Consider the following 15,786-nt stretch of genomic DNA (forward strand, 5'->3'; position numbering starts at 1 on the left):
CAGGGCTCGGCGTGATGTCCTGGCAGCAGATACCCACTCCCTATTGTAGAAAAGCGCTACGGGGGTGTTGCAAATCACAACACATATGCAAGTCATTTAATTTAATATACTATTTCCCATAAACAGGGATTAGCAAAATATGTTTTGCCAAGAGATGTTGAAATATGCAGCATGTCTGTTGCATAAAAAATCTTCTCTGATTCCCCCGCCAGCCCTTCACATCCTGACATTATATTAAATATCAATAGGTTATCCTCAGAACAAGGATCGGTCGCCTCAAATGGCACAGGCCTTGCTCTATAATTAGGGCAACACCACACCCAACGAATAAAAGAAAAGGAGAAAAAAATGGCCGAAGAGATCAAGAAGGGCAGAAGAAGCGAGATCGGGTACGGGTCTTCATACAGGAAAGGGGCTGACCAGGATTTAACCGCCGGGTCGGATATCCCCACTGTCCTGGGAGGCCAGGTATGGATGGTTAAACCGGATAAGCGGGCGGTTACAAGCCATCCCTGCATCTGGATGCAGGCCGGTGCCGTGGAATTCAAGAATTGCAACAATTTCTTTGACTGCACCACCTGTAAGTATGATCTGGGGATGCGGGGGAAGGTGAAGAAAGGAAAACAGATTAGCTGGCAGGACGCCATGCGGAAACGGCCCGGTCTGAACCGGGTGTGCAGGCACAGCCTGACCGGCCGCGTCGCCAGCCGCGCCTGCGCCTATGACTACGCCTGTTCCACGTGTGATTTCGATCAGTTTTTCGAGGACGTGTGGAGCATGAAGACCAAGACGATTCCCTACGAGACGCAACAGGTAAAAGGTTTCAATGTTCCGATGGGATATTATTTTCATAACGGACACACATGGGCCAGGATCGAAAGTGGCGGATGTATCCGGGTGGGGATGGATGATTTTGCCTTGAAACTTCTGGGAAGGGCCGACGTCATGGATCTTCCCCTCATGGGTAAGGAGGTGGACAAGGATCGCCCGGGTTGGGGACTGAAGCGGAAAGAGAATGACGCGGAGGTCCTTTCGCCGGTAAACGGGGTGATCATGGAAGTGAATGCGGCATTGAGTGAAAGGCCCGGGCTTGCCAATGAGAACCCCTACGAAGAGGGGTGGGTTTTTATGATACGGACGCCCGACGTTAAGAAGGCCGTCAACGCCCTTATGGCAGATGCTGACACCATCACCTGGATGGACCATGAGATCGGGAAACTGGAAACCATGGTGGCAGAGGTCGCAGGGCCGCTGGCCGCGGACGGGGGGTATCTTGCCGATGACATCTTTGGAAATCTCCCAGGGTTGGGCTGGCAAAATCTCACCAGGACCTTCCTCAAGACGTGAGCCGAAGATGTTCCCCGTGCCGGCCATTCCCCCCCAGGGATTCGGGGGTGAGGCAAAGACGACGCCTCTGGGACGGCACGATGAACGGAAATTTCGTATGGACAGGGCCGCAGACGGCAACGGGCGCGGTTCGACCGGGAGGGAGACGTGAAACCGAGTCCCTCCGCCTTGAACCTATCTGCGACCATGGAGATGGATATGGCGCCACATCAGGTAAACCGAAGATCACCCGGGGAACGGTCGCCTTGCATCTGGATGCAGGGCGGGGTGGTTTCCCGGAAGTTCTGCAAGACCAATTATGCGTGTATTTCCTGTAAATTCGACAAGGCCCTGGGAAAAGCCGCCGATCGGAACCGAAGCGGCATGCAGGAGGGGATGGGGCTCACGGGAAAACGGGGGAAGATCGTCTCCTGGAAGGACAAGTTGAGAGCAAGGCCCCTCTCCCGACGGCCGTGCATCCACCATATGAAGGGACGCATCGAATTCCGGGCGTGTCACCATGATTATCATTGTGAGAATTGCGGGTTTGATCAGTTCTATAATGATCAGTTTGCCGTTCACACGGTGGTCAAGCCGATTGATCCGATGGAAGTGAAAGGATTCATGGTTCCCCAGGGATACTATTTTCACCCGGGGCACGCGTGGGTCAAGGTGGAGGACGGGGCCCGGGTCCGGGTGGGCATCGATGCGTTCGCCTCAGGCCTCTTGGGCCCTTTTGACCGCATCCGGTCTCCCCTGCTGGGCCGGGAGGTCCGCCAGGACCGGCCGGATATTGTGGCGTCCCGGGGGAAACTTGAGGCAAACATCCTTTCCCCTGTCAGCGGGATCGTGGTGGCCGTCAACCCGAGGCTCTGGGAGGACGGGTCCCTGGCCGGCAGTGACCCCTATTCAGAAGGCTGGGTCATGAGCGTCCATTCCACGGGTCTTCGCCACGATCTCAAGAAATTGATGATTCACCGGGAAACCGAGGTCTTTATGGAAACCGAGGTGAACGACCTCTATCAGCTCATAGAAGAGGTCGCCGGGCCTCTTGCAGCGGACGGCGGGGACCTGGGGACGGATATTTTTGGAAATATGCCGGCCCTTGGATGGGAAAGACTGACCCGGAAATTTCTCAGAGCCGCTTAGACCGATTGCCGACCCAGAGGCTTGATATAGGAACCCCTGCTCTGTTTCAGTGCGTTGAATCCTGAAGTCGAAGGCTTAACGTGCTGAGAGAGAAATAATTCTTCAATTCCTCAATTCCTCAATTCCCGAATTTCTCTTTATCTCATCGTTCAGCAAGATCCTGCAATAGCGGCAGAGTTCCATAGACTTCTTGTCCACATCCTTTACACTACGGCAGTAATGCATGATACAGGAGGGATCCTTACAGTGGTGGAGCGAAAAGGTATGTCCAAGCTCATGAACCGCCTCCTTCACAAGCCGGAAACGCAAATCCTCTGGATGGCTGGCCGGCAATAGCCCCTCTCTGAGCCGAAAGGTGGAGACCACGCATGCCCGTCCGCCCAACTGGGCCTCGCCATAGACATGGGTAAGGATGGGGATAAAGAGATCCACCGCCACAATGGCCAACACCTTCAGTGCGTTGGGCGGGGCCGCCTGGGCAAGCCTTTCGAGGATGGGCGTGGAATGATACTGGAGCCGATCCTGGTCCATGACAAATTCGACGTCGCTCAGGAGGGGATGGATTTCCGTCGGATATCCGAACACCCGAGTGACCTCCCTGCAGATGTGGCCTGCGAGCAGAGGGTTCAGTTCGCACAGGGGGGAAATGAGAATAGTGTTCTTATTGGATGCGCTCAAGCGGGTCTCTTGACGAAAAAATGTTACACGGGGTTTAAGGTGCTGAATCAATCCTTACCATCCCGTTGTAGAAGGATATATGTCCCCGAATACCCTCCTTGCCCGGGTTTCTTCCCGCCGGCCGGCCACGTCTGTCCTTGCCGATCTTTTAATATTGCCAACCCGAAGAAGTCCGCTGAAAATCTCTTTTCAACCTGACACGACGCATTTTTCCACAGAAAGAACCCTCCGGGAGAGGTAAGACCAAGGTACCACAGGATGCCGAGGCCGCAGGGTCGGGTCCCCGGGATATCCGGTGAAAGAGCGGTCGAAGGGGTTGTTTTCAGACCCATGACTTCGGCCGTCCGATTCCCGCTTTCTGGGGCCGGGATCAGTGAGAATGAGTGTGCGGTGTGGGTATCATGAGGTCGTGTAATCAAGGGTCGTTTTCCCAGGGACGTTCTTGCAGAGAGGACCGCCGCACACTGTAACTGTGCCGGTAAGAGGAGGATCGCCGATATCTTGAAGCACTCGGGTTTCACACGCGGCGGCGGGCGTCAGGCCCAAGATGAAGGGAAGGGTAGTTTGTGCCGAACGCCCATCCAAGTACGCCCATTTTATCATTGACATCAGATCCAAAACCACCTAATTTTGCGGAACGCAACGGGAAAGAAACAGCGTAGTGGTTTGCAGCAAGCTTGTCAAGACAGGTTTTCGGCGGGTCCCATCGGGGCTGGCGGTTTTACTCGGATTACTCACTGCGGGCAGGTGAAAGCCGCAGGTGTTGAAGGAGTGGTGCATGGCAGAAAAAACAGTCGGGTCGGTTATGGTTATCGGCGGTGGGATTGCAGGGATGCAGTCTGCTCTGGATCTCGCTGATTCGGGATATTTTGTTCATCTTGTGGAGAAATCGCCCGCCATCGGCGGTGTCATGAGCGAACTGGATAAGACGTTTCCCACCAATGACTGCGCCATGTGAATTATCTCTCCTAAACTGGTCGAGGTCGGCCGGCATCTCAACATCAATCTGATAACCTGCGCAGAAGTGGAACAGGTCGAGGGCAGCGAAGGAAATTTCGAAGTCACCCTCCACAAGACTCCCCGTTATATCGATGAAGGCAAGTGCACGGCATGCGGCGATTGCGCCGCGGTATGTCCGGTGTCCCTCCCCAGTGAATACGATCAGGGACTGATTGGCCGAAAAGCCACCTTCAAGAAATACGCCCAGGCCATCCCCGGGGCCTTTGCCATTCAGAAGACAGATAAGGCCCCCTGCCGTCTGGCCTGCCCTGCCGGACTCAATGTGCAGGGATATGTTCAGATGGTGAAACAGGGCAAGTATGAAGCGGCCCTGAAGATCATCATGGAGGACCTTCCCCTCCCCGGCGTATTGGGACGGATCTGTCCCCACGGCTGCGAGGATGCCTGCCGCCGGTGCGAGGTGGATGAGCCGGTGGCCATCCGCGATCTCAAGAGGCTGGCCGCTGATCAGTTTGATCCCAGGGATGTAAAGATCGAATGCCTCCCCCGCCGGGACGAAAAGGTGGCCATTATCGGTTCGGGCCCTGCAGGGCTTTCGGCCGCCTATCACCTGGCGCGGAAAGGGATTTCATCCACGATCTTCGAGGCCCTTTCCGAGCCCGGAGGGATGCTGCGGGTGGGGATCCCGGCCCATCGTCTGCCCCGGGAGGTCCTGGACAGGGAGATCGAGCTGATCCGAAACCTGGGGGTCGAGATCAAGACCGATACGCCCCTGGGACCGGATCTGGGCATCGAGGATCTCATGAATACCGGGTACCAGGCGGTGTACCTGGCCCTTGGGGCACATAAAGGGATCGAACTGGGGATCCCCGGAGAAAAGGCCCAGGGCGTTCGCCAGGGGGTTGACTTCCTTAGGGAAGTGAACCTGAATGGAAAGGCCCCGGTGGGAAAACGGGTGGCCATTATCGGGGGCGGGAATGTGGCCATTGACGTGTCCCGATGCGCGGTCCGATTGGGCGCCGAAGAAGTGATGATCCTCTACCGCCGTACCCGGGATGAAATGCCTGCCTGGGAAGAGGAGATTCAGGCGGCAGAGGCAGAGGGCGTCAGCGTCGCCTATCTGTGTGCGCCTCAGGAGGTTCTGACCACAGACGGGCGGGCAACCGGGCTGCGATGCATTCGAATGGAACTGAGGGAACCCGATTCCTCCGGCAGGAGACGCCCGATCCCGATTCCCGGGAGCGAGTACGATATAGAGATCGACCAGGTGATCCCCGCCATCGGTCAGACGCCCGACCTGTCGGCCCTGGAAGATGCCGCGGATCTGGCCTTTTCCAGATGGGGCACCGCTGAAGTGGACCCGGTGACCTATGAAACCGGCCGCAAGGGGGTCTTTGCCGGCGGCGATCTCCAGACCGGACCCTGGGTGGCTATCGGCGCCATTGCGGCGGGACGCGAGGCCGCGGAATCCATCGTCAGATATTTGGACGGCCGCGACATGGCAGAGGGCCGCGCCCCCCTGATCAATGAAAACCCGGCCTACCGCCCGATCCCCGAAGATGCACCGCGGCGCTCAAGGGCCCATATGCCGGAGCTTCCCCTCGGGGAAAGGACCGGCAACTTCAAAGAGGTGGAATTAGGCTATCAGGAGGAAGCGGGAAAGGAAGAGGCGGGCCGCTGTCTGAACTGCGGTTACTGTTGCGAATGTCTCCAGTGTGTGGAGGCATGCAAGGCCGGCGCAGTCACCATGGAGACCCATGCACAGCAGCCGGAGACCCTGTCCATCAATGTGGGATCCGTGATCATGGCCCCGGGATTTCAGGCCTTTGACCCGGGCCGGTTTGACACCTATCATTACGCCGCCAGTCCCAATGTGGTCACCTCCATGGAATTTGAACGGATCCTGAGCGCCACAGGCCCGTACCAGGGTCACCTGCAGAGACCCTCCGATGGGCGGGAACCCCGGAAGATCGCCTGGCTCCAGTGTGTGGGATCGCGGGACGTCAACCGATGCGATCACTCCTATTGTTCTTCTGTCTGCTGCATGTATGCCATCAAAGAGGCGGTCATTGCCAAAGAGCACTCGGAACACGATCTGGATGCCGCCATATTCTTCATGGACATGAGGACCTATGGGAAGGATTTTGAGAAGTATTATGAGCGTGCCAGGGACGAACAGGGGGTCAGGTTCATCCGTTCCAGGATCCATTCCATCTCCGAACAGGCCGATACCGGAGACCTGATCCTGGAATATGCGGACGAGGGCGGCCGGATCCATAGGGAGACCTTTGATCTGGTGGTTCTGTCCGTGGGACTGGAGACGCCGAGGCAGCTGGTTGAAACGGCCCATCGTCTGGGCGTGGAACTGGACGGGGACGATTTTGTGGAGACAGGGACCTTCAGCCCGGTGGAGACATCCAGAAAAGGGGTATATATATGCGGGGCCTTTCAGGAACCCAAAGACATCCCCTACTCCGTCATGGAGGCCAGTGCAGCGGCCTGCGATGCCAAGGCGGCCCTCTCTTCTGCCCGGGGAACCCTGGTCAGGGAAAGGACCTACCCCGATGAGAGGGATGTGTCTGCCGAAGCGCCGCGAATCGGTGTCTTCGTCTGCAACTGCGGCACCAATATCGGAGGGATCGTGGATGTGCCGGCAGTTGCGGAATATGCCCGCACCCTTCCGGGGGTTTTCTATGTGGAGGAAAACCTCTTCACCTGCTCTCAGGACACGCAGGACAAGATGAAGGAGGCCATCCAGCGGGAGGGGCTCAACCGGGTGGTTGTGGCGGCCTGTACCCCGAGGACCCATGAGGAGCTGTTCCGGGAGACCCTGAAAGACGCGGGGTTGAATAAATACCTTTTCGAGATGTCCAACATAAGGAATCAATGTTCCTGGGTCCACAGCAAGGAAAGAGATGAGGCCACGAGCAAGTCAAAGGACCTGGTCCGGATGGCGGTGGCCAGGGCCCAGTTGATCCAGCCCCTTCCCCAGCCGACGGTTCCGGTGGACAGCAGGGCGCTGGTGATGGGCGGGGGCGTCGCAGGGATGAGTGCGGCCCTGGGTCTGGCCGATCAGGGGTTTCATGTCTTTTTGGTGGAACGGGCCGGCGATTTGGGCGGAAACGCCTTGGGTCTTTCCAGGAGCTGGCGCGGCGACGACATTGCAGAGAAGGTGAAAGAGATGACCGCCCGGGTGGAAGCCCATCCGGAAATAGAGATTTTCAAGGAATCCGCGGTCACCGGGGCCTCCGGTTTCGTGGGGAATTATGAGACCGTGATTTCACAAAACGGCGTTGATCGTTCGGTGAGGCACGGGGCCGTCATTGTGGCAACGGGGGCTGAAGAATACACCCCGGTGGAATATCTGTACAACAGGGACAACCGGGTGTTGACGCACCGGGATCTCGATGCGGCCCTTAAGGCGGAAGACCCCCGGATTACCGGGGCGAAAAGGGCTGTTTTTATCCAGTGCGTCGGCTCCAGGGAACCGGAAAGACCCTACTGCTCCAAGGTCTGCTGCACCCATACCATGACCTCAGCACTGGAACTGAAGGCGCTGAATCCGGAAATGGAGGTGTATGTATTATATCGGGACATCCGGACATACGGCCAGAGAGAGGCCCTTTACCGGGAGGCCAGACGCCAGGGGGTGGTTTTTATCCGGTACACCCCGGATCAGAAGCCGGTCGTTGAAACAGACGGGGATGCCGTCTCCGTGATCGTCCGGGACCCCATCCTGGACCGGCAGATCCGCATCCATCCCGATCTGGTGGTACTGGCCTCGGCCATTGTGCCGCGGGACAATACTGCCCTGGCCCAGATGTTTAAGCTTTCCCTGAATGAAGACGGGTTTTTTATGGAGGCCCACGCCAAGCTGAGGCCGGTTGAATTCGCCACAGAAGGGGTTTTCCTGGCCGGAATGGCCCATTACCCGAAGCCGATTGAAGAGAGCATTGCCCAGGCCAAGGCGGCGTCCTCGAGGGCCTCGGTGGTCCTTTCCAAGGAATACCTCACGGTAGAGGGCGTGGTCTCCCATGTGAATGAATATTACTGTCTCGGGTGCGGCCTGTGTGTGGAGGCCTGCCCCTTTGCCGCCATATCTCTTGTGGACGCGGAGGGGGGCGGAAAGGTCTCCCGGGTCCAGGAGGCCCTCTGCAAGGGATGCGGGGCCTGTTCGGTGGCCTGCCCCACAGGGGCGGCGTCCGTTTTCCACTATGATGACGGGGAAGTGCTGACCATGGTGGATGCGGCCTTGAATTGAGAATAGACGCTTTGTCTGTAACTTCTCTGTAACGTGCGAAGAGGTTTGCCCGTGGGGGTCTCTGCCTCCCGCCCAGGAGGCGGGACAAAAACCGAATACAGCTCCTGGGGACGGCAGCAGGGCTTTACAATTCAGTCTGTTCCAGCCCCAAGTACAGCCTTTCATGGGACGGTATGTCCTTGCTGCCTTTCCATAAACATTATTTGGAGCCCGGGGGCGGCCGCCGAACCATACGACCGCATTTTATTGCAGCTCTTGGGCAGAGACCCCCACGGGCGTCCATAGGGGAAACCTGTTTGGTTGCGGCTGTCAGGCCGCCTTAGGATAAAGATTGCAGATCATCTTAGAAAAATAGTTGAGACCGGATAAAAGAATAACAGGAGAGACATGGTGAACAAAGACATTCTCGTTATCGGAGGGGGCATCGCCGGGATACAGGCGTCACTGGATCTCGCAGAAATGGGGATCCATGTGTATCTGGTGGAAAGCCTTCCCAGTATCGGCGGGAAGATGGCCCAATTGGACAAGACCTTTCCCACCAACGACTGTGCCATCTGAATTCTTTCGCCCAAGATGCTGGATGTCGGTCGGCATCCCAATATTGATCTGATGGCCTACTCCGAAGTGGAGGAGGTGGCCGGCGATAGCGGCAATTTCAGGGCGACGGTCAGGAGAAAGGCCCGGTATGTGGAGGAAGACCGGTGCACCGGGTGCGGCGCCTGCAAGGAAAAGTGTCCGACCGTGCTCCCTGATGCGTTCAATGAGGGCCTGGGGACGCGAAAGGCCATATACAGCTGGTTTGCCCAGGGCATCCCCTCGACCCATACCATCGATCCCGATCATTGCCGGCAGTTGAACGGCAAGAAGTGCGGTATCTGTCAGAAAGTCTGCCAGGCCGAGGCCGTCAATTTCGATCAGAAGGACCGGATGGTGACGCTGGATGTGGGGGCCATTATCGTGGCCTCCGGATACAAGGTCTTCGATCCCTCCCGGATCCCTGAATACCAGTATTGCCAGCTTCCCAATGTCATTACGGCCATCGAGCTCGAAAGACTCCTGAGCGCCAGCGGCCCCACGTCCGGACATCTGCACCGCCCGTCGGACCTCCTTTTGGAGGCGGAGATCGAAGCCCTTGAAAAGGATGTGAAGAAATCGGAAAAGGCCCTTGGTAAATTTGAGCAGAAATATGATCAGGCATCGGCCGCCTTTTACGACGCCTATCAGAAGGGCGAATACGAGGGGGATGCGGATCGCGGAAAATGGGCGGAAAAATACGCGTCCCACCTGGCCCTTCTGGCGCCGCTTGAGGCGCTGAAAAAGGAGGCGGAAGGCGTTGATGTGGCCAAGCGACTGGCCTTTATTCAATGTGTGGGGTCCAGGGATTTCCGGTTTTATCCGTTCTGTTCGGGTTTCTGCTGCATGCATTCCATCAAGGAGGCCATTATCGCCAACGAGCATGAAAAGGAGACCACCTCCGTCATCTTCGGAATGGACATCCGGGCCGTGGGAAAGGGTTTTGAGGAATACAAAATCCGGGGAGGCAACCAGTCGGGAATCAGCTATGTTCGCGGCCGGGTGGCGGAGATTACAGAAGGACCTTACCGGAATCCGGTGGTAACCTATGAGGATACCCGGGAGAGAAAGGTCATTTCCCAGGATTTCGATCTGGTGATTTTAGCCACCGCCTGCGCCCCCAGCGAGGGGGTGGACCGCCTGGCAGAGATACTGGGGATCGAACTGAACCGGTTCGGGTTCTTCAAGACCGGGACGTCACAGCCTGTGGATACGACCCGGCCGGGCGTTTTCACCTGTGGTTGCGCCCACGGACCGATGGATATTCCGGAATCGGTGGCCCAGGCCAGCGCGGCCGCGGCCCGGGCCGCGCAGATCGTGTCAGCGGCCAACCTGCGGAAGGCGTCTTGAAATTGAAAAATTGGAAGTGAAAATTGAAAAAGATAGACCCTGGCGCTGACGAGCAGGCGCTGACATGGAGATCGTTACCAAGATGAGTGGAAAAAAGCCTCAAGCAGACGAGTTGCGGATCGGCGTATTTATCTGCGACTGCGGCTCCAATATCGCCGGACATCTGGATTGCGCTTCGGTTACGGATTATGCCTCCAACTTGCCTGGAGTGGTGTATGCCAAAGAAAACCTGTACACCTGTTCCGAGGCCGGGATCGGAGAGATTCAGAAGGGTATCAAGGAACAGAATCTGAACCGGGTTGTGGTGGCATCCTGCTCCCCGCGCACACATCAGCCCCTCTTTCAGAACTCCTGTGCCGCGGCCCAGCTGAACCCTTACCTGTTTGAGATGGTGAACATCAGGGATCAGTGTTCCTGGGTCCACATGCAGGAGCGGGAAGATGCCACCCTGAAGGCAAAAGACCTGGTGCGGATGGGGGTATCCAAAGCGGCCTTTCTGGAACCCCAGCAGGACATCGAGGCCTCACTGATTCCCAGGGTGCTGGTGATCGGCGGGGGCGTTGCCGGTCTGTCTGCGGCAGGGAGCCTGGCGGACATGGGCCTGGAGGTGGTTCTGGTGGAAAAGGAGACAGAAGCAGGGGGGCTCCTCAGACAGATCAACCGGTTGGCCCCCCATGGGGAAAAGGCCGCTGACCGCGTTTTGCAGATGACGGAATCCATCAAGGCCAATCCCAATGCCACGCTTTACCTCGGTTCACGGGTGGAAGAGGTGGGGGGGTACATCGGCAATTTTGAGATTACCATCCGTCCCGATGGGGGCGATGCGATTCATGAAAAGGTGGGGTGTATTGTCGTGGCCACCGGGGCCGTTCCCCTGAAGCCGGAAGGTCTGTACGGGTATGACGGGGCCGGGGTCGTCACCCAGATGGAGTTGGAGCAACGTCTCTTATCCGGTGCAATGGACGCCCGGCGGGTGGTGATGATCCAGTGCGTGGGGGCCCGTTCTCCGGAGAGGGAATACTGTTCCAGGATCTGTTGCCGGACCGCGGTCAAGAACGCCCGGCTGATCAAGGAGCAGAATCCGGAGGCGGACGTTCATATCCTCTACAGGGACATGCAGATGTACGGGACGGAAAATGAACAGATGCTCTGGGACGCCAGGGGGGAAGGGGTCCGGTTCGATGTATTTTCACCGGATCGGCCGCCAATGGTGGCGGAGGACAGAGTCCGGTTCTATCGGCCGCTTACAGGGGAAATGACGGAGATTCCCTGTGACCTGGTGGTCCTGTCCACGCCTTTGGTGCCGAGAGAGGGGGCCCAGGCCCTGTCTCAACTCCTGAGGGTCCCGGTGGACCAGAACGGTTTTTTCTTGGAAGCCCATGCCAAGCTGAGGCCCCTTGATTTTGCCACGGACGGTATTTTCGTATGCGGATCGGCCCGATACCCGGCAAATGTGGAAGAGGCCGTGTCCCAGGGGTTGGGGGCGTCTTCAAGGATCGCCACCATTTTGTTCAAGGACAAGCTCATCACCAGCGCCATTGTGGCCGAGATCGATCCGGAATCCTGTGTCGGGTGCATGGGATGCATGGAAATGTGCCCTTACGAGGCGATCACGTATCTCCCTGAAAAGAATATTTGCGAGGTCAACACCGTCCTGTGCAAGGGGTGCGGATGCTGCGCCGCCACCTGCCCGTCGCAGAGTGCCAGGCTCAAGGGATTCAAGCCGGAGCAGCTTCTGGCGCAGATACGGGCGGTGTAACCGGATACCGGGTGCTGGACAGTGAATGAAAGCCGGACTTCAATCTAAACTCAACGCTCATAAGAGGATGATTCATGACCGAAAACAGTTTTGAGCCCAAGATCATATGCTTTTTGTGCACCTGGTGAGCATACGCTGCTGCTGACCTGGCTGGGGTCAGTCGACTGCAGTATCCCACGAACATCCGGACCGTCCGGGTGATGTGTTCTGCGAGCGTTTCGCCGCACCATATCCTGAGGGCGTTTCAACAGGGGGTGGACGGCGTTTTTGTGGGCGGGTGACACCTGGGTGAATGCCATTACCTGTATGGTAATTACGCAACAGATAAGCGGATAAGATTTCTCCGAAAGCTTCTGGGGTTCAGCGGGATCGAGGAAGACCGGTTGCGCGCCCGATGGATCTCTTCGGCCGAGGGGCCTGAATTCGCTGAAGAGATACGGGATTTTGTCGAAACCCTGAGGGGGCTGGGCCCTTCACCCGTAAAAGAGGTGGAATCCCGCTTGAAAACGGCCCTGGCCGCTTAATCATAGGCCTTTATAATGCGGATTTCCGAAACCAATCCCGCCCAGGCGGGACTCACACAAAGCCACGAAGCCGCAAAGGGGTTTTGTTTTTCTTTCTGTCTCTGTGCCCCTGTGTGACAAATTGTTGGTCTTGGGTTATTAAGGTGGCGATATGATCGAAAAGGTGAAAGAACGGGTCAGAGATCTCCTGGCATCCGGGGAGGTCCAGGGATTTCTAGGCTTGAGTAACAAATACGGAAACACAGGTCCTCACCTGTTTTGCGACGGGGAAGACCTGGACAATCTGGTCATCGGGGATTGGAGGGCGCCGGGAGATGCCCGGTACTCCCTCAACAAACAGCTCATCCATATTGCCCGAAAACATCCTGAGCATGTCTTTGGTGTGCTGGTGCGAGGATGCGATGAACGGGGGTTGAAGGTCCTGTACACCTGGAACCAGCTCAATCCGGAAAAGGTGGTCCCGGTGGGCATCGCCTGCGTTCAGGAACTGGCTGAGGCCTGTGAATGTTCAAAGCCCTTTCCGGATGAATTGGTGGCCGGTGAAAAGGCCGACGGATGTATCGCCGAATCGGTGGCCCGGTTGGACGCCCTGGATGTGGCCGGGCGCTTTGACGCGTGGCTGAAGGAATTTTCAAAATGCATCAAATGCTACGGGTGCAGGGATGTCTGTCCCATGTGTTTCTGCAATGACTGCACGCTTGAAGACGACGGCCTGGTGAGCAGCGGGGCCATCCCGCCCGAGATCCCCATGTTCCATCTGACCCGGGCCGTGCATATGGTGGGCCGGTGCATCGATTGCGGCCTTTGCAATGAGGCCTGTCCTGCCGATATTCCGCTCAGGACCCTGTACAAGAAGGTGGCGGATATCGTGGATGAGGAATTCCATTACCGGCCGGGACAGGAGCTGCACGCAAAATCGCCCTTCAATATTCTGATGCAGCCGTCATCCACCGATTGATTCATATCAATCACCCCTCCGGCAAGGGCGAGTAACCGGAAAGAGAGGAAGGTTTATTTACATGGACTACCGGACTGTGCTGACCACGTGCACCTATTGCGGCTGCGGCTGTAATTTTTACCTGGAGGTGCTTGACGGTCAGGTCATCGATACGATCCCCTGCAAGACCCATCCCGTGAACGAGGGAAAACTCTGCATCAAGGGATGGAACGTTCATGAGTTTATACAAAGTCCCCGGCGGCTGACACGGCCGCTCCTCCGCAAGGACGGGGTCCTCAAAGAAGTGGACTGGGACGAGGCCATCGATTATACGGCTTCCAGGCTCAAGGCGATCAAGGAGGCCGACGGCGCCGACAGCATCGCCTTTCTCACCTCCGCAAAGGTAACCAATGAGGAGAATTATCTCCTCCAGAAGTTCGCACGGGCCGGGGTGGGCACCAACAGCGTGGATCACTGCGCGCGTCTCTGACACTCCTCCACGGTGGCAGGTCTTGCCGCCGCGTTCGGGAGTGGGGCCATGACCAATTCAATATCTGAAATTGAAGACGCGGACTGTGTCTTCATCATCGGATCCAATACCACTTCTTCTCATCCCCTGGTGGCCACACGCATCTTCCGGGCCAAGAAAAAAGGGGCCAGGATTATCGTTGCCGATCCCCGGACGATCCAGCTATCCTCGTTGGCGGATATTACGGTTCGCCATAAGCTGGGGACCGACGTGGCCCTGTTAAACGGCATCATGCATGTCATCCTCGAAAAGGGATGGCACAATCTCTCCTTTATTCAGGAGCGGACCGAGGAATTTGAGGCGTTTTCAAAGGTCATTAAAGACTACCCGCCGGAAAAGGCCGCCGAGATTACAGGAGTGGCCGCCGAAGACATCCTCCGGATGGCCGAACTCTATGCCAAGGCCGAAACCGCCTCCATTGTCTACTGCATGGGGATCACCCAGCACACCACCGGAGTGGACAATGTCAAGACCCTGGCCAATCTGGCCATGCTCACGGGAAATGTGGGGAGGGAATCCACCGGCGTCAACCCGCTCCGCGGGCAGAACAATGTTCAGGGGGCCTGTGACATGGGAGGGCTCCCCAATGTTTACCCCGGGTATCAGCCGGTAAATATGGTGGATATTCAGAAGAAATTCGAAAGCGCCTGGAATGCCGCACTGTCGGACAAGGTGGGTCGGACGGTCCCTCAAATGCTCACAGGGCTGGCAGACGGATCGGTCAAGGCATTGTATGTCATGGGTGAAAATCCGATACAGAGCGATCCCGATACCGAGCATGTCAAAAAGGCCCTGGAGGCTGCTGAACTCCTGATCGTCCAGGACATCTTTCTCACCCCCACTGCCGAACTGGCCCATGTGGTCCTCCCCGGGACCTCTTTTGCGGAAAAAGACGGCACGTTCAGCAATACCGAGAGGCGCGTGATGCGGGTCCGGCAGGCCGTCGATCCGGTGGGGGACTCCCGTCCCGATTGGCGGATCATCCAGGAGGTTTCCAACCGATTCGGCTATCCCATGAACTATGCCTCGCCCGAAGCCGTGATGCAGGAGATTGCCTCTCTGACGCCGTCGTACGGCGGGATCACCTATGATCGCCTGGAGGGTGAGGGGCTTCAATGGCCCTGCCCACATGCGGATCATCCCGGAACCCGATATCTGCATGAGGGGGTGTTCTCAAGGGGAAAGGGACTGTTTCATCCGATTGAATACAGGCCCCCGGCAGAAATCGTGGACGAGGAATTTCCGCTCTGGCTTTCCACCGGGAGGGTCTTTGCCCATTACCACACCGCCACCATGACCCGGAATTCCCCCTCCCTGGATGCCGAGATCCGGGAAGGATTTCTGGAGGTCCACCCCGAAGACGCGGACAAATTAGGGGTTTTGCAGGGAGACAGGGTCATTATAACCTCCCGGCGGGGGGCCATTACGGCCCGGACCGCCATTACCGACAGGGTCCAGCAGGGACTCGTATTTATGCCCTTCCATTTTATTGAAAGCAACGTAAATGTCCTGACCAATCCTGCCCATGACCCGATCGCCCAGATCCCGGAGTTCAAGGTCTGTGCGGTCAAGCTTGAGAAGGCTGCCTGAGGGTTCACCTTTCCGCCGGGTCAATAAGGGAGATATGGGCAGATATGGCGCGTCTTCCCACATCTGACCCGGCAGTGTGATCCCCAAAGGCTCTACCTGAAGGGCGTATCCAAGAAACGCTTATAATGAAATCCCCACCCCTTTTCACAA

The 15,786-nt window shown here is 57.2% G+C and carries 9 protein-coding genes; 8 read left to right on the forward strand and 1 reads right to left on the reverse strand.

What is annotated here, in order from left to right:
• Positions 1-348: 348 nt before the first annotated feature.
• Entirely contained in the window at positions 349-1,347 is a 999-nt protein-coding gene (locus K9N21_17020) for a glycine cleavage system protein H (GenBank protein MCF8145616.1), read from the forward strand.
• A 147-nt stretch (positions 1,348-1,494) separates the two neighbouring features.
• Positions 1,495-2,475, forward strand: coding sequence for a glycine cleavage system protein H (locus K9N21_17025; GenBank protein ID MCF8145617.1), 981 nt, complete (start codon positions 1,495-1,497; stop codon positions 2,473-2,475).
• A gap of 102 nt (positions 2,476-2,577) precedes the next feature.
• Here the strand turns inward: K9N21_17025 and K9N21_17030 are convergent, their stop codons facing one another.
• A complete protein-coding gene (locus K9N21_17030; GenBank protein ID MCF8145618.1) occupies positions 2,578-3,153 on the reverse strand; it encodes an archaemetzincin family Zn-dependent metalloprotease in 576 nt (191 codons plus the stop codon).
• 778 nt (positions 3,154-3,931) lie between these two features.
• Between K9N21_17030 and K9N21_17035 the strand changes: the two genes are divergently transcribed.
• From K9N21_17035 to fdhF, 6 genes are all read left to right on the forward strand, one after another.
• On the forward strand, positions 3,932-8,374 hold the full coding sequence (locus K9N21_17035; GenBank protein MCF8145619.1) for an FAD-dependent oxidoreductase: 4,443 nt from the start codon (positions 3,932-3,934) through the stop codon (positions 8,372-8,374).
• Positions 8,375-8,761: 387 nt separating this feature from the next.
• On the forward strand, positions 8,762-10,297 hold the full coding sequence (locus K9N21_17040; protein MCF8145620.1) for a CoB--CoM heterodisulfide reductase iron-sulfur subunit A family protein: 1,536 nt from the start codon (positions 8,762-8,764) through the stop codon (positions 10,295-10,297).
• An 82-nt stretch (positions 10,298-10,379) separates the two neighbouring features.
• Positions 10,380-12,056 (forward strand): CoB--CoM heterodisulfide reductase iron-sulfur subunit A family protein, encoded by a 1,677-nt coding sequence (locus K9N21_17045; GenBank protein ID MCF8145621.1) that lies wholly within the window; start codon positions 10,380-10,382, stop codon positions 12,054-12,056.
• Between the two features lie 74 nt (positions 12,057-12,130).
• Positions 12,131-12,580 (forward strand): hydrogenase iron-sulfur subunit, encoded by a 450-nt coding sequence (locus K9N21_17050; GenBank protein ID MCF8145622.1) that lies wholly within the window; start codon positions 12,131-12,133, stop codon positions 12,578-12,580.
• A 151-nt stretch (positions 12,581-12,731) separates the two neighbouring features.
• Positions 12,732-13,538 carry a 4Fe-4S dicluster domain-containing protein gene (locus K9N21_17055; protein ID MCF8145623.1) on the forward strand — a complete coding sequence of 269 codons (807 nt, stop codon included), beginning with the start codon at positions 12,732-12,734 and terminating at the stop codon, positions 13,536-13,538.
• A 61-nt stretch (positions 13,539-13,599) separates the two neighbouring features.
• Positions 13,600-15,636 carry a formate dehydrogenase subunit alpha gene (fdhF, locus tag K9N21_17060; protein MCF8145624.1) on the forward strand — a complete coding sequence of 679 codons (2,037 nt, stop codon included), beginning with the start codon at positions 13,600-13,602 and terminating at the stop codon, positions 15,634-15,636.
• Positions 15,637-15,786 lie beyond the last annotated feature (150 nt).

Source organism: Deltaproteobacteria bacterium (assembly GCA_021737785.1).
Taxonomy (GTDB): Bacteria; Desulfobacterota; DSM-4660; order Desulfatiglandales; family Desulfatiglandaceae; genus AUK324.

Bases quoted from the DNA above. Each gene is read 5' to 3' on its own strand.
- K9N21_17055 (MCF8145623.1), top strand. From the start codon at position 12,732: ATGATCGAAAAGGTGAAAGAACGGGTCAGAGATCTCCTGGCATCCGGG.
- K9N21_17045 (MCF8145621.1), top strand. From the start codon at position 10,380: ATGAGTGGAAAAAAGCCTCAAGCAGACGAGTTGCGGATCGGCGTATTT.
- K9N21_17020 (MCF8145616.1), top strand. From the start codon at position 349: ATGGCCGAAGAGATCAAGAAGGGCAGAAGAAGCGAGATCGGGTACGGG.